Here is an 18,863-nt window from a genome sequence, read left to right as displayed (position 1 = left end):
AGAGGGAAGAGGGGCGGGTTTCGGGCGCCCTACCGGGTCGGGGCTGTCGGCAGCGTCAGACGTGCCTCCAGCCCGCCACCCTCGCGGGGCAGCAACTCGAGCTGGCCGTGATGAAGACGTGCGATGCGCTCGGCAATGGCCAGGCCGAGTCCGGCGCCGGGCGTGCCGCCGCGCGCTGCGTCGCCGCGGGCAAAGGGTTGCAGCAGGGTGGCGACCCTGTCGCGCGCAATGCCCGGGCCGCGGTCGAGGACGCTGATCCGGACCGCCCCATGCACCGTGCGCGCGCTCAGTACGAAGTCTGGTGCGGCGTGCCGGCGCGCATTCTCGATCAGGTTGGTCAGCAGGCGTGACAGCCCATTGCGTCGTACCTGCAGCACTGGCAATGGCGGCACGTCGAAGCTGAAATCCGCGCTGGCGCCGGCGTCGTCCAGGACGTCGCGCAGCAGGGCGGGCAGGTCGCAGAGGACCGCGGCCTCGTCACCCTCATTGCGGGCAAAGTCCAGAAACTGATCGATAATGCTGTCGATCTGGCGGCAATGGCGGGCCATGTCGGCGGCCAGCCCCGGCTCGTCGGTATTGCCGCTCAGCTCGACCGACAGGCGCAGCTTTGCCAGCGGCGTGCGCAAGTCGTGGGAAATGCCGGCAAGCATGATGGCACGCTCCCGTTCGCCGGCCGCAAGGGAGGCTGCCATGCGATTGAAGCCGCGCGCGACGGCGCGCAATTCGCGCGGACCGTCTTCCGGCATGGACGCAGGTGTGTCACCGCGCTCGATCGCGGCCGCCGCGTCTGACAACTGGCGCAATGGCCTGTTGATTCGGCCTTGAATGAGCATGGCACCGAGCACGGCCAGCAGCGCGCTTGCGATCCACGCCAGCAAGGCGGCGCGAGGCAGGCCCGTCCGCCAGTACATACCGCCGGTCACCAGCCAGTGCTCGGTGCCATCGACACGGAGGCGGACGTACAGCCGGCTTCCATCCTCCTCGCGCCACATGGTATCGACGCCCAGGCGTGCCAGTCTGGCCGACACCTGGCGGACCATGAACCGCTCCACCGATGGACGAAGGGCACGTACGACCGCATTCTCGCGGTGCGAGTCTGGCTCGGCGGTCTGGCTGGCGTTGAATGCATGGACAAAGGCTGCGCGGGCTTCCGGGGCGAGGCCGCGCAGCCCTCGGTCGACGGCGAAAACGCCATTGGCGATATTTTCGGCAAACTGCTCGATGCGCGGGCGCTGGACAAATTGCACGAACACGAGGGCGCCAAGCACTTGTCCCACCATGATGAGCCCGGCCAGCAACAGGACGTTGCGCCCGAGCAGCGAATCCGGATACAGCCGCATCAGGGCAGGCTCAGCATGTAGCCCGTGCCGCGCACCGTTACGAGGTGACGCGGCGCGGACGGTTGGTCCTCGATCAGGCGGCGCAGGCGCAGGATGCGTACGTCGATGCTGCGGTCGTTGATCTCTGCATCGGGACCATCGGCCAGCCGGATCAGACGTTCACGTCCGAGTGCGCGGCCACGATTGGCCGCCAGCACCTGGAGCAGCGCAAATTCGCCGCTGGCGAGGCATACCGTGTGCTCGCCGTCACGCAGCTCGCGCCGTTCTGCGTCGAGGGTGAAACGGCCGATGTGGACGGTGTGCTCGGGGCGCTGATGGTGTTGTGCCCCCAGCATGCGTTGGCGGCGAATCAGTGCCTCGATGCGGGCCAGGAGTTCGCGCGGCTCAAAGGGTTTGGGCAGATAGTCGTCGGCGCCGCTCTCGAGGCCGATGATGCGGTCGACAGGGTCGCCATGGGCGGTCAGCATCAGGATCGGCACCGTCTCTCCTGCCCCTCGCAGTCTTCTGCAAGCCGCCAGCCCACTTTCGCCGGGCAGCATCAGGTCGAGAATAAGTACGTCGAAATGCTCTCGAGTCAGCAGACGATCCATCTCTGCCGTGTTTTCGGCCTGACGCACGCGGTAGCCACGCCCGCCGAGATAGCGTGAGAGCAAGGCGCGCAACTCCGCCTCATCGTCGACCACCAGCAACTTGCCTGCGTCCTCGTCCATGGCCCGCCTCGTCATACACGCGCACATGGTACCGGGACCGCCGACGAATGGGCTGCGGTCGAATGATTACGGCGCGTTACGGCAGTCGGTCACGCGTACGAGCGGTAACATTTTCGCCCCGATGCCGTAACCGATGGCACCGATGAGCCCATTACGCTGGCGCTTAGTGATGTGCATTGGGCGCATCCGACGCAAGGAGTGGAAATCATGATGATCAGGCATCGGACACTTGGCCCCGCAGCGCTCGTGCTGGTAGTCGTTGCGGCGCTGGGCATGGGCACCGACGTAGCGGTGGCAGCGGGTGGGCGACAGATCGACCGCGCGGTGACGCGACAGGCCAGCGGCGCAAATGGCGCTTCCATCGCCCGTACACGCAGCGTTCAAGCAGACGGGCAGGGCGGGCGCAGCGCGGCCCGCAATGGCAGTTGGACATCGGCCTCCGGGGCAAGCGGTAGCGGTGCGGTGCGACGCGACCGTGCCGCCGACGGCACCCTGTCGCGTTCGGCCAGCCGCAGTGCCAGTGGTGATCGGGGCAGTATGTCGAGCAGCGGTCAGGCAAGCCGGGACGCCGACGGCAATATCGTGCAGTCGCGCAATTCCAATGCGACCAATGCGACTACCGGCAATTCGGTGGCAGCGAGCAGCAGTTACAGCAAGGAAACCGGGTTCACCCACTCGGCAACCTGCTACGACGCCGGCGGCAATACGATCGCCTGCCCGAAACGCTAGTGCGAGGCGGAAGATGCGAAAAATGAAAACCGGGCGCATTGCAATGCTGCTGCTCGTTGCCGGAGCCGGTCTGGCGAGCGTCGCGAGCGCTGCCGAAACCGACGCGCAGGCTGCGCGCGAGCGCATCGCGGAAAAGCTGCAGAAACGCTTCGCGCAGGCCGACGCGGATGGCAACGGCCTGCTCGACAGGAATGAGGCAAAAGCCCGCATGCCATTTGTCTCACGCCATTTCAACGATATCGACGAGGCGGGAAGCGGCACTATCAGTCTCGAACAGATCGAGGGCTTTGTCGCAGGTCAGGTGGTTGCACGCAAGAGCGGGCGCTGATCGGGGCGAGCCCGTCCCACCGCGTGCAATGCTCGCTGGCAGCGCCGCGGCGCGACATTTGCGTCGGCAGCCGGCGCAACGGGGGGCGGGCAGCGACTACGGCAGCGACGCCACGCGCATCCGTTTCCGGTAAGGGGATGTGCCGCGGGCGCCCGGGGCGGGCCTCATTTTTGCCCGAAGCGGACCGGCACCGGTCCTCGTCGCGTTGGCCGAACGACCACGGTGCCCGCAAGCTTGTCGTGCCAGCCCTGCTTTTTCGCATCGAAGGCCACCCACAGGAAACCCAAGCATAGCGGTATGGCCGATACGTAGTAGGCGAAGTAGCGTCCGACCAGTTGGGCAGTCGAGGGGCGTCCGCCCGTCGTCGCATCCACGACCCGTGCCGAGATGGCCATCTTGCCCGGGGTGGCCTGCCTGTTGATCCAGAACACGATCACCGCGATCGCCGGGAATACCCACGATACGAGAAAATCCAGTGGTCCGGCGATGATGCCGGTCTGCTCGGGGTCGAAATAGGCCCATCCGTAGGCCGCCAGCAGCAGCGGAACGGAGAGCATCAGGATGAGCAAGGTGTCGATCATCGTGGCCCCTGTCCTGAGCCAGAATCCGACGTATTCAAGTTCTTCGTCCTGCATCGTGTGCTCGTCTCCTAAAAGCTCGTGACGGTGGTGGCAACCTCAACCACTCTCCGAGCGGTGCATCAGGCATTCGCAATGCACATGCTTGCCAAAGGCAGCGCCAAATTCGCTCCCGCAGTAGCGGTCGTTGATTGCCCGTCACGAGCGAGATCTGTCGACCTTCCGCAGTGCATCACATCCTTACAAGGGCACGTTATGATAAGGGTCTTTCAGGCTCGACGTGCCGAGTGTGCCATGAGTTCCGATCTATCCCGCAGTGCCCTTGGACCGGTGCTGGTCAGCCCCGCGCTCAATCTGTTGCGCATCGCCGCGATGGCCGCCGCCGACAATGGCGAAGTCGATGCGGAAACGCTGGCGAACATGCGCGCGCAAGTCACGGCCGGCGTGCTGGACGGCGTCGCGCCTTCAATGGTCTGGCCGGAGTTCGAGCGCGGCTTGCTTGGCGAGGCGCCGTCACGCATGTTGCGGGCCCTGCGTGATTGCGGTGCGCTCGCGCAGGTGTTGCCCGAGGTCGACGCGCTGTTCGGCGTGCCGCAGAGTGCAGACGATCCGGCCGAGGTCGATATCGGCGACCATGTATTGCGCGTGGTGGATGAGGCGGCGCGTTGCCGTGCGCCGCTGGTCGTGCGTTTTGCCGCGCTGGTGTTCAATGTCGGCAAGGCGGATTCGCCGCGCGAGCACCTGCCTTCACACTACAGGCACATCGAACGGGGCAGGCCGCGCATCGAGTCGATCTGTGTCCGCTTTGGTGTGCCGGACGCGTTTCGCGATTTCGCCCTGCTTGCCATTGCCGAGTGTGAGCGCGTGCACCGGGCGGCGGAGATGCGTGCGGGATCGATTGCCGCGCTCCTCGAGCGCGTGGACGCCTTTGCGCGCGCGGAACGTTTCGAACATCTGCTCACGCTGTGCACGGCCGAATTCCGGGCCTTTCCGGGGCGGGCATCGCTTGGCTACCCCAAGGCGCCGATGTTGCGCACCGCATTGCGCGCCTGTGGGGAAGTAGAGCTGGCCGACGTCGCTGCGGCCAGTGCAGCGGCGGGGGCAGACCTTGCCGAAGCCATGCTCGAAGCGCGTGCGGCGGCGGTCGCACACGCGCTGCGCTCGGCGCGCTGGGCCGGGATGCCTGATCTGTCCGATGCCACTTGAACTTGCCGCGGCCGGCCCGCTGAGTAGAATCGCCTTTTTCGGACGCAAGGAGTTGCGATGAGTCACTACCAGCAGGGCATCCTTGCCCCGGTGCCGGCGCAGGCGCGTCATCTCTTTTTCCGTATCGTGTCGACTGCGGTGCTGCCGGCCGCGCTCGATGCGCTGGCCGCGCAGGTCGACGGCACGAGTACGGTGGTGGGTTTTGGCGAATCGGTGCCGCTGGCTTTGTCGGGTTCCCTGCATGGCCTGCGCCCGTTTCTGCCGATCGCGGGAAACGGAGTCGATATTCCGTCGACCCAGTACGCGGTCTGGTGCTGGCTGCGCGGGGATGATCGCGGTGAATTGCTGCAGCGCTCGCGCGCCATCGAGGCGGCGGTTGCTTCCGCGCTGACGCTGGTGCAGGCGACCGACACCTTCCGTTATGACACCGGTCGCGACCTCACTGGCTACGAGGACGGTACGGAGAACCCGGAGGGCGATGCCGCCCTGGCCGCCGCCTTTGCCGGCGACGATGCTGGCGCGGGCGAGGCCGGCGGCAGCTATGTGGCTGTGCAGCACTGGAAGCACGATCTGAACGCATTCGGCGCCATGTCGTCCGCCGATCAGGACAATACGATCGGGCGCCGCAAGAGCGACAACGAAGAACTCGACGACGCCCCGCCTTCCGCGCACGTCAAGCGCACTGCGCAAGAGAGCTTCGAACCCGAGGCTTTCGTCGTGCGGCGTTCGATGCCATGGGTTGAGGGGCGCGATGCGGGCTTGCTGTTCGTCGCCTTCGGCCATTCGCTGGACGCGTTCGAGGCGCAGATGCGGCGCATGGCCGGGCTGGAAGACGGCATCACCGACGCGTTGTTCCGCTTCAGCCAGCCGATCACTGGCGGATATTACTGGTGTCCGCCGATGCTCGCCGGGCGCCTGGACCTGCGGGCGTTGATGGGCTGAACGCGACTGTCCGGGCGTGTCCGGCGTGCGCCGTTCTTGCGCACGCCGGACACTTTTCCATTGCCTTACTTCAGATCGAACCGGTCCAGGTTCATGACCTTGGTCCACGCGGCAACGAAGTCGCGCACGAACTTCTCGCCGGCGTCGTCCTGCGCGTAGATTTCGGCTAGCGCACGCAGTTGCGAGTTGGAGCCGAAGATCAGGTCCGCGCGGGTGCCGGTCCATTTCACCTCGCCCGTTCGACGGTCGCGCCCCTCGAAGCGCTCTCCGGTGTCAGAGGCCGGCTTCCATGTCGTGCCCATGTCGAGCAGATTGACGAAGAAGTCATTGCTCAGGGTCTGGGCGCGCTTGGTGAGCACGCCGTCGGCCGAGCCCCCCGCAGTGGCGCCCAGCACGCGCAGGCCACCGACCAGTACCGTCATTTCGGGCGCGCTCAGCGTCAGAAGCTGGGCCCGGTCCACCAGCATCGCTTCGGCAGGCACGGTGTAGCTGGCTTTCATGTAGTTGCGGAAGCCGTCTGCCTCCGGCTCCATCACCGCGAACGATTCGATGTCGGTCTGCGCCTGCGATGCGTCCGTGCGCCCGGGGGTGAAGGGGACCTCCACCGCGTGACCGCCGGCCTTGGCCGCGGCCTCGACTGCCGCACTGCCCGCCAGCACGATGAGATCGGCCAGCGAGATCTTCTTGCCGCCCGTCTGTGCGGCATTGAAGGCCTGCTGGATGCCCTCGAGCGTCGACAACACTCTGGCCAGCTGTGCCGGCTGGTTGACCGCCCAGTCCTTCTGCGGTGCCAGGCGGACGCGTGCGCCGTTGGCGCCGCCGCGCATGTCAGAGCCGCGGAAGGTCGAGGCCGATGCCCATGCGGTACCCACCAGCTCGGCGATCGAGAGGCCGGACGCCAGCACCTTGGCCTTGAGTCCGGCGATGTCGGCGGCATCGACCAGCGGATGATCGACCGCGGGGACCGGGTCCTGCCAGATCAGGTCTTCGGCCGGTACTTCCGGGCCCAGGTAGCGCGCCTTGGGGCCCATGTCGCGGTGGGTCAGCTTGAACCATGCTCGTGCAAAGGCGTCGGCGAAGGCCTGCGGGTCCTTGTGGAAGCGGCGCGCGATCGGCTCGTAGATCGGGTCGAAGCGCAGCGACAGGTCGGCGGTGGTCATCATCGGCGGGTGTTTCTTCGACGGGTCATGGGCGTCCGGAATCATGTCTTCCGGCTTCACGTCCTTTGCCACCCACTGGTGCGCGCCGGCCGGGCTCTTGGTGAGTTCCCACTCGTAGCCGAACAGGGTGTCGAAGTAGCCGTTGTCCCATTTGGTGGGGTTGGGTTTCCATGCGCCCTCGATGCCGCTGGTGGTGGTGTCGCCGCCCTTGCCGGAGCCGTACTTGTTGATCCAGCCCAGCCCCTGTTCTTCGATGGGTGCGCCCTCCGGCTCTGGGCCGACGAGCGCCGGATCGCCCGCACCGTGGGCCTTGCCGAAGGTGTGGCCACCGGCGGTGAGTGCCACCGTCTCTTCATCGTTCATCGCCATGCGGGCGAAGGTCTCGCGCACGTCACGGCCGGAAGCCACCGGGTCGGGGTTGCCGTCCGGGCCTTCCGGGTTTACATAGATCAGCCCCATCTGCACGGCCGCGAGCGGGTTTTCCAGCTCACGGTCGCCCGAATAGCGGCTGTTGGGCTTGTCGCTGGTGGCCAGCCATTCGGCTTCGGCGCCCCAGTAGATATCCTCCTCGGGCTGGAAGATGTCGGCACGGCCACCGCCGAAGCCGAAGGTCTTGAAACCCATGGACTCCATTGCGCAGTTGCCGGCCAGAATCATCAGGTCGGCCCACGAGATCTTGTTGCCGTATTTTTGCTTGATCGGCCACAGCAGGCGGCGTGCCTTGTCGAGGTTGCCGTTGTCGGGCCAGCTGTTGACGGGGGCGAAGCGCTGGTTGCCAGTGCCCGCGCCACCGCGGCCGTCCGCCGTACGGTAGGTGCCGGCGCTGTGCCAGGCCATGCGGATGAACAGGCCGCCGTAGTGCCCCCAGTCGGCGGGCCACCAGTCCTGCGAGGTCGTCATCAGCGCAACCAGATCCTGCTTCAATGCTGCAAGGTCGAGCTTCTTGAATTCCTCGGCATAATCGAAGTCTGGGCCCAGCGGACTCGAAGCCGGTGCGTGCTGATGCAGAATGTTCAGATTCAGTTGATTCGGCCACCAATCGCGATTGGTGCGGGTGCCGGCTGCTGCACTTGCGGCATGATGTCCGGCAAAGGGGCATTTGCTTTCATTGCTCATCAATGTCTCCTGTCGTGACTGTCGATTCGGGTAAGGCTTACCCTATGTAGTCACCATAGCTGCGCGGTATGTTCATTTCTAACGAATTAAATTCATCGGACTCTTAGTTTGAATGTATCGGTGAGTGAAAAGTAAGCTGGCAACAGCTATTGAAGAGCGGACGCTCCGACTCGAGAATGCGCGCATGGGCATATCGATGGGGCGGGGGCGCCGGCGGCCAACGCTGGGAGATTGGCAGGGCGGATCAACGCTGTGTTGCTCGCAATAGGGCGAGGGGCCATCGCGGTCGGCACTGCTTGCCTCAGCCCGGAAGGCGGATGACAAGCCGGTGCGGTGTCATTCAGTCAGCGCGGTGCGCCAGACACGCACAATCTATTGCGTCCTGATTGTTTGGCGCGGTAAAGCGCGCGGTCGGCCTGCTCTACAAGATACTCGGGCGGGTGGTGCCGGGAGGGCGTCAGGCTGACGGCGCCGAGGCTGACCGTGACGATGCCCGCGGGTACGCCGGCATGTGGCAGCGCCAGGGCGCGGACCTCTTCCAGCAGATGGTTTGCGAACTTCAGCGTTTCATCTTCGTCCGTAGCCGGCAGAAGTACCACGAACTCTTCGCCGCCAAAGCGCGCTACCAGATCCCCCGCGCGCCGCCCGGACTTTGCCAGCAGTCGCGCAAGGGCTTGCAGGCAAGCGTCGCCGGCGAGATGCCCATAGTGGTCGTTGAAGTGCTTGAACAGATCGACATCGAGCATGACCAGCGCCAGCGGTGAGGCGGCTCGCTGTCCGCGGTCCCATTCGCGGGCAAGTGCCTCGTCGAAGCTTCGGCGGTTGGCGATGCGGGTCAGGCCGTCCGTGTTGCTCAGGGCCTCCCACTTTCTGTTGGCCTCTTCCAGTTCCTGTGTGCGCTCTTCGACCAGCGCCTCCAGTTCGCGGTTACGCTCGCGCAAACTCATCATCGGATAGATCTCATTATCCGCGGCAAGGCCAAACGGGACAGAGATGCCGCTGTGCGCGATTTTCCAGTCATCGTGCTCGAGCCGGAAAATCAGCAGCAGACGGGCGGTTTCGTGCGCCAGGATGTGTTCGGGGAGAGGGAGATGAATGTGAAAGAAGGCTGTCACGGCGACGACGTCGTCGGCCAGGTCCTGCAACGCCAGATCCAGCATCTCGATGCGGATGCGTTCGGGAACCTGGGCGAAGTCGAGCCGGGTGATGCGAATCCACTCTTCCCTGTCCGTAACCAGGATATCGCTGCTGCCGGCGTAGCCACTGAAATTTGCGCTGAAGCGGGTTGTCAGGCGCTCGTCGCGCGAGGCATACATCTCGATGTAATCCTCGAACAGCGACCGGATCAGTTGCTCGCGTTCCGGTGGCAAGGGGCTGGCTGTCCTGGAGCGCATCGCGCTGCTTCCTGAGAATTGAGGGGGCCATGATGCGCCGTTCGCATGAGGTACTTTCACGGACTGGTCCCGGAATTCTACATCGCCCATGCCCGTATGCCTGTCGCGCCGGACCCGGGCGGGTGTCGCGATACAGTCAACAACATTGGAGATCGCGACTAAACTCGCGGTATGCCTCCGCCACCCGCCCGCTTCGGCGCTTTCCCTCAGGTTGCCCTGGTCACAATTCTGCTTGCGCTATGCGGATGGTCTGCCGCTGCCCACGCCATGGAGGCGGTGACGCTGCAGCTCAAATGGAGCCATGCCTTTCAGTTTGCCGGCTACTACACCGCGAAGGAAAAGGGCTACTACCGTGAGGCGGGGCTGGATGTCGACATTCGGGAGGCCCATCCCGGTGACGATCCGGTGAGAAACGTCCTCGACGGCAAGGCGCAGTATGGCGTCGGCAACAGCAGCCTGCTGCTGGCCCGCAGTTCAGGCCAGCCGGTGGTGGTGCTGGCGGCGCTCTTTCAGCATTCTCCCGTGGTCCTGCTCGCCCGTCGGCGGGGGCCGGTTCAGGGCATCCACGACATGGCGGGCAAACGCCTGATGATCGAACCCCAGTCGGATGAACTGCTGGCCTACCTGAAGCTGGAGGGCATTCCACTGGAGAGCCTGACTCGCGTCGAGCACAGCTTCCAGCCGCAGGACCTGATCGACGGCAAGGCGGATGCAATCTCGGGCTACGTGACCAACGAACCCTATTTTCTGGATCGCGCCGGCTTCGAGTATCACAGCTACACGCCGCGCTCCGCCGGCATCGACTTCTACGGCGACAACCTGTTCACCACCGAGCAGGAGCTGAGGCAGCATCCTGCCCGGGTCAAGGCGTTTCGAGAGGCAAGCCTGCGTGGCTGGCAATACGCAATGGCGCACCCGGAGGAAATCGTGGACCTGATCCGCGACAAGTACTCGGACGCGAATCCCCGCGAGTTCTACCTGTTCGAAGCCAGCCGCATGGCGCCCCTTTTTCGTACGGATCTGATCGAAATCGGGTACATGCACCTTGGTCGCTGGCGGCATATTGCAGACACGTATGCCGATCTCGGCCTGCTACCAAGGGGCTTTTCCCTCGACGGCTTCATCTACAACGCCGAATCGGAACGTGACCTGACCTGGCTCTACCTCGCAGGGGGCTTGCTGCTCATCGTCAGCACCGTGGCACTCTATATTCACCGCATCAACCGGCGCCTGACCTTGGCGCTGGTGTCCAGCAAGCGGGATCACGAATTGCTCAGACTCAGCGAGGAAAGGCATCGCCTGTTGGCCGACAACGCCACCGACGTGATCTGGACCATGAATCTCGATGGCCGGTTCACCTATGTCAGTCCTTCGGTGCAGAAGCTTCGGGGCTATACCAGCGAGGAGGCCATGCAGCAGTCACTGGAGCAGGCATTGACCCCGGCATCGATGCCGATTGCGCAGAAGGCGCTTGAAGCGTCCATTGCCGCAATGACCGCAGGCAAGCCCTTCATCGAATTCCAGGGCGAGCTCGAGCAGCCTTGCAAGGATGGCTCAACGGTGTGGACCGAAGTGAACACCAGCGGCATGCGAAACGCCGACGGTGAGTTCATCGGCATCCTGGGCGTGACCCGCAACATTGCCAAGCGCAAGCAGATGGAAGATCAGGTGCGGCTGCTGGCCTTCTACGACCCGCTTACCAGGTTGGCAAACCGTCGTCTGCTCAACGACCGTCTGAGCCGATCGATGGCTGTCAGCAAACGCCGTGGCTGCTACGGCGCGCTGATGTTCCTCGATCTGGACAACTTCAAGCCGCTAAACGACACGTATGGGCACGCGGTGGGTGACGTGCTGTTGATCGAGGCCGCGGATCGTTTGAAGAAATGCGTGCGCGAAACCGACACCGTAGCGCGCTTCGGCGGCGACGAATTCGTGGTGCTCATCAGCGAACTGCTGGTCGATCGCGCCGAGTCCGGGGTCCAGGCCGGACGAATAGCCGAGAAGATTCGCGCGTCGCTGGCCGAGCAATACGTGCTGACCGTCAAGCATGAAAATGCTGCCGACACCGTGGTCGAACATCATTGCACGGTGAGCATCGGTGTTGCATTGTTCATCAATCATGACGCGGCCGAGAGCGACATCCTGAGGTGGGCGGACACGGCCATGTATCAAGCCAAAGAAGCGGGGCGCAATCAGATTCGCTTCCACGACAGCGGCGCTTGAATGACGCGGCCGTCAGCCGGACGCGGCGCTCGACGACAATTCAGTTCACTTATTGACGATTTCAGCCGATGAACATGCGCGCCATCAGAAAACTCGCCATCGTTGTGGCCGTGCTGCTGGTAACGATGTGCAGCTGGCTCAAGCCCGTGACCGAGCTGGCCACTGCGAGCGTCGACGCAGGGCTGAAGCGCGCAGTCATCAGCTTCGCCACGGCTCGCGCGCTCAACGGCGCCATCTCGGTACTGCAGGGCACCGAACTGGCGGTACAGCCGGTCGGCGTGGGCGTGTCGCTCTCGGTCGGCGAAATACTCGATCCCATCAACGACCTCGTCGAATCGCTGTCATCGGTCATGCTGACGGCCAGCGTCGCCTTCGGCATTCAGAAACTGCTGCTGGTGATGGGCTCGAACTGGACGGTTTCCGCCTTCGTGACCGGCGTCGCGCTGCTGTGGGTCATCCTCTACATGGGGCGCGGCGCGCCAGGCTGGCTGACACGGCTGATGCTGGTCCTGATCTTCGCGCGCTTCGTGATGCCATTGACCCTGATCGGCAGCAGTTATGTATTCGAGCAATTCTCCGCGGGCGAGTACCAGCAAAGCCAGGTCGCGCTCGATCGCACGTCCTCCGCCCTGCAGCGCGTGGCCGATGCGGGGGCACGCGAAGACACCGAATCCACCCCGCCAGCGGAGGTGCCCGCACCCGCAGCCGAGCCGCAAACGAAGCAATCGGGCTGGTTCGACTGGGCGCGCGACATGAAATCGTCAGCCCAGGATACGCTCGAGCGTGCGCTGTCGAGCCTCGAGGACCCGGTCGGCAAGCTCACACAGAAATTCGAAGCCCTGAAAGCGGCGGCAGAAGACGTCGCCGAACGCATGATCCGCCTCATCGTCATCTTTCTGATGCAGACGCTCATCGTGCCGGTGCTGTTGCTATGGGGGCTGTACCGCCTCACCGCTGGCCTGGCGGCTTCGGGGGCGCGTGAGCGCACCTGACTGGAGAATAGTCCACACGGTTGCGCGTGTCCGTGGCGCGCCGCGACATGACATTGGTCACGTATCGCAGGACGAAGGCATTCTAGAATGTCGCCATGGCATCCATGTAAGGGCCTCGTTTGCCAGGTCGACACATGCGCAATCCCTTTCCAGCCAAAGCCGGCGCCGGCGTGGCCTTTACGACGATCGGCGCACTGGCGATCATGGCGACCCTCTATTGGGTCGGTGCATTCATCTTCGAGCGCGGCCTCAGTGCTGATGCACTGCGCAGGCTGTTGTCGCAAGAGTTGGCGTACTGGCTGCCGGTAGCATTGCTGGGTATTCCCGGCGTGCTTCTGGTCGGTTACGGACGCCGGCTGGTCCGCGGCGAATCGTTGTCGCTGCTGGCCTGGATCGAGATTCTCTGCATCTTGTTGGCGCAGGGGGGCATGGTGCTTCTGGTTCTTCAGTGAATGACTTCCACCGCTACTGAATGGGTGGCCGCCTGTGGGTGTTTCGGCAACTTGTCACCGGGGGGTCGAGGGCTGCGGCCGCTCACACGCGCGAAGTGTTTCAGGACGTCCGAGAGGGTTGATCGTTGAGAGAAAACACATTTGCCATCGTCCTGACGGTCCTGATCGCCAGCTTTGTGGCCGCCTTCCTGTGGTGGGATGCCCACCAGCAAACAGCGGATCTGCCACCGAACCCGGCGCCATCCGCCTCCAGTCCCGCGCGGCCCGCCCTTCCGCCCCCGTCACTGCCTCCGGGGGTGAGCCGCGGCACGCCGCAGGCCGGGTCGATGTTCCGTTGCGACCATCAGGGCACCGTCACCTACCAGTCCGCGCCCTGCCCGTCGGGCGCCCTTCAGACGCGGGTCGCACGCGGCACCTTGAGCATCGTCAGTCCACCACCGGTGCCGAAGTTTACTGCGCCAACGGATGAGCCCCAAGGCGGCACAGTAGGCTTCATTGCACGGACGCCGAGCCTGGGCGAGGAGAACGCCCCGCGCTGTCGTCTGTTGGAGAAGGAGATCCGCCGAATCGATGCGTCCGCGCGCAGCGGCATGAGTGCGCAGACGCAGGAATGGCTGCGAGTGCGGAGGAGGGAAGTGAATGATGAGATGTGGCGATTGAAATGCGGGTTTTGATGCGGGGGGAGTGAGTGCAGGTCGGCCTTTGCGGTCGTTAATGCCAACAAGCTAAAATGGCCGCAATCGGCCAAAACCAGCCATGGTCGCAGGGAGGGGGGTCAGGGATGGAAAGAAGTAGACATGCGACCGTGTTGATGAGTGGTGGAATTGATTCCGCTGCATGTGCGGCGTTCCTTATCGACCAAGGCCTTGAGGTATCCGCGGTCTTCGTGGACCATGGCCAAGCCGCCGCCGATTTTGAGCGCGGCGCGGTGCGGTCACTTGCCGCCGCGCTCGAAATTCAAGTTCAAGAATTAGCCCTTACGGGCGCAGCTCCATTTGGTTCCGGCGAACTTGTCGGCCGCAACGCTTTCCTTGTCTTTTCCGCGATATTGGCAACCCGAGCACGATCAAGTCGAATCGCGCTCGGGCTGCACGCGGGGACGCCGTACTATGATTGCTCACCGGCTTTTGTCGATACGATCAATCGCTCCGTCGCTGAACACACCGACAATGCCGTCCGAGTGGTTGCGCCGTTCATTGAATGGACTAAGCGCGAGGTGTACGACTATTTCATCCACGCAGGCTTGCCCATCGAGCTGACATATAGCTGCGAGTCCGGCGGCGCGCCCACTTGTGGAAGGTGCGCATCGTGTCAGGACAGAAAGGCGCTGCAATGCTAGCGAAACGCCGGTCACTGAAGCTAAATGGCGTGGAGGTCGAGCGCACTCCTCTGCTCGTGCCTTCGTTTTCTAGCAAGGGCTTTCCCGACGTTCACAAGATCATCGAGTCCTGTTCGGAGTTGATTGAAGGCGTCACTCTTGTCAGCGCGTACGACATTCATTACGGCAAGGTGCGCCCCCCTTTTGACTTTCCCTCCTTGATCTTTCTCGACAGCGGCGGGTACGAAGCATCAAAGGATGCCGAACTCTCCGACCTCGGGGACCGGGAGCATTACCCAAAGGATTGGACGCAGGAGATGCACGAAAGCGTTCTTGCGAAGTGGCAGTCACCAGTCCCCAGCGTACTGATTAGCTACGACCATCCCAAGGCACGCGTCGGGTTCGCCGAGCAGATTGAGCGCGGGCGAACTATGGCGCCTGGACGCACCGACGTTCTGCGAGAGCTGCTGCTCAAGCCCGAGAAGGAGTCTCAGACCCTGCTGCATGTCGACGACTTGCTGCGGCATGTTCATCGCCTTGCCGACTTCGACATCATTGGCGTCACCGAGAAAGAGATCGGCAACTCTCTCGTGGACCGGATGAAGAACATTGCCAAGTTGAGACGGGCCCTGACCGCTGCGGGAATCGACATCCCGATCCACGTCTTCGGCAGTCTCGATACGATTTCAACTCCCATGTACTTTCTCTCTGGAGCCGATATCTTTGACGGCTTGACGTGGCTGCGGTTCGCATTCCATGAGGGGGTGACGATCTACAAACACAACTTCGGCGCCCTGCGACTTGGCGTCACGACCAAAGCACATATGGTCGACGCTCGTTGCTGGCATCAGAACTACTACTACATGAATGAGCTGCAGTTGGAGATGCGGAGATTCTTGGCATCACAGGACTTCAGCTCATTCAAGTATCACAGCGACATGTTCAAGACCTCATTAGAGAGCGCGCTTGAAGCATTGGGGGATCAGTAATGGGCGGCAGCGGTGGCGGATCTACCTTCAGGTACAAAAGCCCAGAGGAACTGAGAGACGCAGTTCGCAAGGCCGAAGACGACTCATCGGTTAAGCAATTCGAGGTCGAACTGGCTGGTACGTTGTCGGATCTACTTGGTGCGTACAACAGCAGGGATGCGCAAGCGGTCCGAGAGCGCCTTAGTGACATTCGCGCCGCGTTGCAGGACGAGATTGAGGGGACGTTTGACTCGCTCTTTGGCGGCTCAGTTGCCAAGCATACATATGTCGATGGACTGAGCGATATCGACTCGCTTATTCTTCTCAACGACTCTGACCTTGAGAACCATAGCCCCCAGCGTGCGCTTGAGAAGATGGCCACCATCATTAAGGCGGCCATGCCTGCGTCTGCCACGGTCACGCACGGACAAATGGCAGTGACAGTGGACTATGGAGACGGGATGGTCGTTCAACTCCTGCCGGCGATAAGGGGCGCTGACGGACATCTTCATGTCCCTTCGTCACGACGTGATGCTTGGTCTGAAATCAATCCGATGGCATTCCGGGATGTTCTAAGCGCCCGTAACGCCGCCTGTGGAGGCAAGCTGGTACCTACAATCAAGCTCGCCAAGGCCATCAATGGCGAGCTACCTGAAGGTCAGCGCCTGAGCGGTTATCACATGGAGAGCTTGGCGATTGCAGCGTTTCGAAACTATGCAGGGGAAAAGACGACCTCCGCGATGCTGCCGACCTTCTTCGATCGCGCTCGTGACTTGGTCCGCTCCCCAATGAAGGACAGCACAGGCCAGTCCGTGCATGTGGATAGCTATCTAGGCCCGGCCAACAGCCCTGAACGTCAAGCGGCAAGCCACTTACTCGGGCGCCTAGCCCGACGCATGCGCAATGCAACTGCAGCGGGATCTGTGGCGCAGTGGAAAGCACTATTCGGGTTGGAGCCATGAGTGTCGAAGAAGCCATGAAGGACGAACTGACTCGAATATGTCGGGTTTCAGACATGCTTTGTACCGGTCACGCAGCTCTGCGCGACCGGTACGCAAAGCTCGCCTTTGCCCTCGACCTTTTCACACTTGGAGTGTCGACGTGGCTCGTAGCGCTCGCATTCGTCGAACCGAAACTAAACGGGACGTTGACGCCCTTCGGGTGGGACAGCCAAATTTGGGTTGGGGCGCTTGGCACTGGCGTCTTCTTCCTGACGCTGATTCAAATGAAGACTGACTGGAAAGGGCGATCAGACGCACATAAAAGGACATTGGATGTTTACGCCGAAGTAAAGCGTGAAGCGGGCTATTTACTGTCGGCGGGCGAATATAATCATGACGCCTGCCAACGCGTCTTCTCAAGATATGACATGGCAGCCTCTGTCGGCGTCCAAATTCCCGAATCAGAGTTTCTAAGCCAGAAGCAGCGGCATCTTGTGAAGGTCGCACTGAGTAAGGTACTGGACGATCGCCCAGCTACGTCTCTGATGTGGCTGCGAGTGCGACTATGGTGGCGCGACACCTTCAAAGCAGATAAATAGTTGAACTATGAGAGCCGACTTGACTGCTGCCATGAACTTCTTTTCTAGAGCCTGTAGCTATGTGGAGCAAGCAGGACTGTCAGGTGAAGTAGTGTGGCAGCGAGAGGCAGACTTCACTGAATTCACCGAAAGCGAGCTGCTGCGAGAACACGCTTGGGTTGCGCTGTGCTCCGGCTTTCGAGAATCGGCGGTCCGCCGGGTCTTCGACCACGTTTCGCTTTGCTTCTGCGATTGGGAGTCCGCTGACGCCATCGTCTCGGCTGGCGAGATTTGCTGCACTACGGCTGCTTTGACGTTCGCCAACCGGCTTAAATTGCGGGCCATCTTGTCCACTGCAAGGTACATCAACAATATCGGTTTCGAGGAATTCAAGCAGTTGGTGCTGGCTGATCCGATTAACCGACTCCAGGTGTTGCCGTTCATTGGGCCTGTTACCAGCAGGCATCTCGCAAAGAATCTGGGCCTCGATATTGCGAAGCCTGATCGTCACTTGGTGCGTGTGTCTGAGCGCCTCGGCTTTCGCAGCGCCGATGACCTCTGTCGGGAGCTTGCTGCCACCACCGGCGAGCAAGCAAAGGTTGTCGATCTCATCGTCTGGCGCTACATCGCCGACAACCCTCAGCAATTGCACGATTCGTTCGCGTAACTATTGCTCTGGCGGGCAACTGGCGAACGCCCGACAGAGTGCCTCGCTGGCCCACTGAGTGACTTGACCGCGATGAACGGTAGCCGAACAGCTTTGGTGGCGAAGTGCTGCTCCCGCAGCACTACTGAAGTTGGCATCGGGCGCTGAGCGGTTGCAATGTGTCGGGAGTGTGAGTTCGGCGAATCGAGGCTGCCCGTTGGTGATGTTCGATGCTCAGCGGCAGCTAAGCACTACAGAGCAGCCAAAGCCGGCTTGTTGGTCGAATGACCGTTCCGGCCGAACGTAAGCACCCGGCAAACTCACCTGTTCATTGCGGTGTAGTGCGCTGAAGAGCCACTGCGCCTGAGCGAAACGGCAAGACGGGTTCGCCGGGCGCTTACAAAGAAGAGGCCGATTGCCTCATCTCCAACAATGGCAAGCCTTCCGCCGATGGAAACCTACGATCCTGATACCGTCGCGGATGCTAGGGCACCACCCTACCGCGCGAGCGGTTTAGTCCGCGGCCGATCTGCCGACAAAAAGACCGCATCGGCACCCGTTTGCTCCCGCCCGTCCGGATAGAACTACAAATCCCGGTCAGCCTAACTTGTATGCGACCTTGGTGTCGGTAATGGTCAGCTTGCCCCGCTTCTGAAGCGCTGCAATCAGGTTTGCCACCTCGGCATCGGAATGGGGCTTCTGTTGCTGCTTGAGCAGGGCCTTGATCGTGCTCGTCAATGTCGAGACTTTCCGTGGTCGCGAAACACCGCGCTTCTTCAGGTCTGACTGCACCAGGTCGATGGCTGTCGATGTGCTGTTGGTGGTTGCTGGAACAGGCTTCGGTGCCGCTGCGGTGGCGCTGGGCGCAGGTGCTGCGTTGGTTTGTTGGGCGAAATTGCCGGGACATTGAAAGCTGCCGCGCTGATTGAGGACGATCTGCATCTTTTCCTTGATCGACTTGGCGCCCAGCAAATGGTTGAGTGCCTTGCAGCACGCGACGCAGTTTCCGTCATCGTTCGTGCCGCCGTTTGCGCTGGCTATCAGGTGCTCTACGGATGCTTCTGTCTTCGGCAAGGGCTTGCGGCAGAAGAAACACTGGCCCCCTTGGGCAAACAACAGACGGTCCAGGTGAGTGGTCATGGATGGGTATCGATCAGTGCCGAAGTCCCTTCGAGCATAACACCGGGCGGTAAGGTGGCGCATGGCGGGATTGGCTTCGCACCTGGCACGATGACTGCATAA

19 protein-coding genes are annotated in these 18,863 nt (G+C 62.4%); 13 read left to right on the top strand and 6 right to left on the bottom strand.

Features of this window, described 5'->3' with window-relative positions; genetic code table 11:
- Positions 1 to 29 precede the first annotated feature (29 nt).
- Together J5J83_RS13520 and J5J83_RS13515 are read right to left on the bottom strand one after the other, a co-directional pair.
- Positions 30 to 1,340, bottom strand: coding sequence for an ATP-binding protein (locus tag J5J83_RS13520; protein WP_212349943.1), 1,311 nt, complete (start codon positions 1,338 to 1,340; stop codon positions 30 to 32).
- Entirely contained in the window at positions 1,340 to 2,050 is a 711-nt protein-coding gene (locus J5J83_RS13515; protein WP_249115716.1) for a response regulator, read from the bottom strand. The genes J5J83_RS13520 and J5J83_RS13515 overlap by 1 nt, the downstream gene beginning before the upstream one ends.
- A gap of 207 nt (positions 2,051 to 2,257) precedes the next feature.
- Here J5J83_RS13515 and J5J83_RS13510 point away from each other — a divergent pair, with 207 nt between their 5' ends.
- Entirely contained in the window at positions 2,258 to 2,779 is a 522-nt protein-coding gene (locus tag J5J83_RS13510) for a hypothetical protein (protein ID WP_212349939.1), read from the top strand.
- Positions 2,780 to 2,801: 22 nt separating this feature from the next.
- Positions 2,802 to 3,107 carry a hypothetical protein gene (locus tag J5J83_RS13505; protein WP_212349937.1) on the top strand — a complete coding sequence of 102 codons (306 nt, stop codon included), beginning with the start codon at positions 2,802 to 2,804 and terminating at the stop codon, positions 3,105 to 3,107.
- A gap of 164 nt (positions 3,108 to 3,271) precedes the next feature.
- Here J5J83_RS13505 and J5J83_RS13500 read toward each other — a convergent pair whose 3' ends face one another.
- On the bottom strand, positions 3,272 to 3,742 hold the full coding sequence (locus J5J83_RS13500; RefSeq protein ID WP_212349935.1) for an RDD family protein: 471 nt from the start codon (positions 3,740 to 3,742) through the stop codon (positions 3,272 to 3,274).
- A 237-nt stretch (positions 3,743 to 3,979) separates the two neighbouring features.
- On the opposite strand from J5J83_RS13500, the gene J5J83_RS13495 reads away from it, so the two are divergent.
- Entirely contained in the window at positions 3,980 to 4,891 is a 912-nt protein-coding gene (locus tag J5J83_RS13495) for a tRNA nucleotidyltransferase (RefSeq protein WP_212349933.1), read from the top strand.
- A gap of 57 nt (positions 4,892 to 4,948) precedes the next feature.
- The gene (locus tag J5J83_RS13490; RefSeq protein ID WP_212349931.1) at positions 4,949 to 5,833 is read left to right on the top strand and encodes a Dyp-type peroxidase; all 885 of its coding nucleotides are present in this window, start codon (positions 4,949 to 4,951) and stop codon (positions 5,831 to 5,833) included.
- Positions 5,834 to 5,898: 65 nt separating this feature from the next.
- On the opposite strand, the gene katG is transcribed toward J5J83_RS13490, so the two are convergent.
- Positions 5,899 to 8,109 (bottom strand): catalase/peroxidase HPI, encoded by a 2,211-nt coding sequence (katG, locus tag J5J83_RS13485; protein WP_212349929.1) that lies wholly within the window; start codon positions 8,107 to 8,109, stop codon positions 5,899 to 5,901.
- A 344-nt stretch (positions 8,110 to 8,453) separates the two neighbouring features.
- Positions 8,454 to 9,503, bottom strand: coding sequence for a diguanylate cyclase (locus tag J5J83_RS13480; RefSeq protein ID WP_212349927.1), 1,050 nt, complete (start codon positions 9,501 to 9,503; stop codon positions 8,454 to 8,456).
- Positions 9,504 to 9,674: 171 nt separating this feature from the next.
- Here J5J83_RS13480 and J5J83_RS13475 point away from each other — a divergent pair, with 171 nt between their 5' ends.
- The 9 genes from J5J83_RS13475 (at position 9,675) to J5J83_RS13435 (ending at position 17,642) form a co-directional block, all read left to right on the top strand.
- Positions 9,675 to 11,726 (top strand): ABC transporter substrate-binding protein, encoded by a 2,052-nt coding sequence (locus J5J83_RS13475; protein ID WP_212349925.1) that lies wholly within the window; start codon positions 9,675 to 9,677, stop codon positions 11,724 to 11,726.
- Between the two features lie 74 nt (positions 11,727 to 11,800).
- Positions 11,801 to 12,718: a hypothetical protein gene (locus tag J5J83_RS13470; protein ID WP_212349923.1), complete on the top strand. Its 918-nt coding sequence runs from the start codon at positions 11,801 to 11,803 to the stop codon at positions 12,716 to 12,718.
- Between the two features lie 134 nt (positions 12,719 to 12,852).
- Positions 12,853 to 13,170 carry a hypothetical protein gene (locus J5J83_RS13465; RefSeq protein ID WP_212349921.1) on the top strand — a complete coding sequence of 106 codons (318 nt, stop codon included), beginning with the start codon at positions 12,853 to 12,855 and terminating at the stop codon, positions 13,168 to 13,170.
- A gap of 125 nt (positions 13,171 to 13,295) precedes the next feature.
- Positions 13,296 to 13,844 (top strand): hypothetical protein, encoded by a 549-nt coding sequence (locus tag J5J83_RS13460; RefSeq protein ID WP_212349919.1) that lies wholly within the window; start codon positions 13,296 to 13,298, stop codon positions 13,842 to 13,844.
- Between the two features lie 137 nt (positions 13,845 to 13,981).
- Positions 13,982 to 14,509 carry a 7-cyano-7-deazaguanine synthase gene (locus tag J5J83_RS13455; protein WP_249115715.1) on the top strand — a complete coding sequence of 176 codons (528 nt, stop codon included), beginning with the start codon at positions 13,982 to 13,984 and terminating at the stop codon, positions 14,507 to 14,509.
- Positions 14,503 to 15,477 (top strand): hypothetical protein, encoded by a 975-nt coding sequence (locus J5J83_RS13450; RefSeq protein ID WP_212349915.1) that lies wholly within the window; start codon positions 14,503 to 14,505, stop codon positions 15,475 to 15,477. Before J5J83_RS13455 ends, J5J83_RS13450 begins: the two co-directional genes overlap by 7 nt.
- Positions 15,477 to 16,418, top strand: a complete 942-nt coding sequence (locus J5J83_RS13445; protein ID WP_212349913.1) for a CBASS oligonucleotide cyclase — start codon at positions 15,477 to 15,479, stop codon at positions 16,416 to 16,418. Before J5J83_RS13450 ends, J5J83_RS13445 begins: the two co-directional genes overlap by 1 nt.
- Positions 16,415 to 16,996, top strand: a complete 582-nt coding sequence (locus tag J5J83_RS13440; RefSeq protein WP_212349911.1) for a hypothetical protein — start codon at positions 16,415 to 16,417, stop codon at positions 16,994 to 16,996. Before J5J83_RS13445 ends, J5J83_RS13440 begins: the two co-directional genes overlap by 4 nt.
- A gap of 19 nt (positions 16,997 to 17,015) precedes the next feature.
- Positions 17,016 to 17,642, top strand: a complete 627-nt coding sequence (locus J5J83_RS13435; protein ID WP_212349909.1) for a hypothetical protein — start codon at positions 17,016 to 17,018, stop codon at positions 17,640 to 17,642.
- 576 nt (positions 17,643 to 18,218) lie between these two features.
- Here J5J83_RS13435 and J5J83_RS13430 read toward each other — a convergent pair.
- Positions 18,219 to 18,824, bottom strand: coding sequence for an HNH endonuclease (locus tag J5J83_RS13430; RefSeq protein WP_249115714.1), 606 nt, complete (start codon positions 18,822 to 18,824; stop codon positions 18,219 to 18,221).
- Positions 18,825 to 18,863 lie beyond the last annotated feature (39 nt).

This window comes from Azoarcus sp. L1K30, assembly GCF_018122735.1.
Taxonomy (GTDB): Bacteria; Pseudomonadota; Gammaproteobacteria; order Burkholderiales; family Rhodocyclaceae; genus Parazoarcus.
The sequence above is the reverse complement of the archived record's forward strand: the minus strand, read 5'-3'. Positions and strand labels throughout refer to the sequence as shown.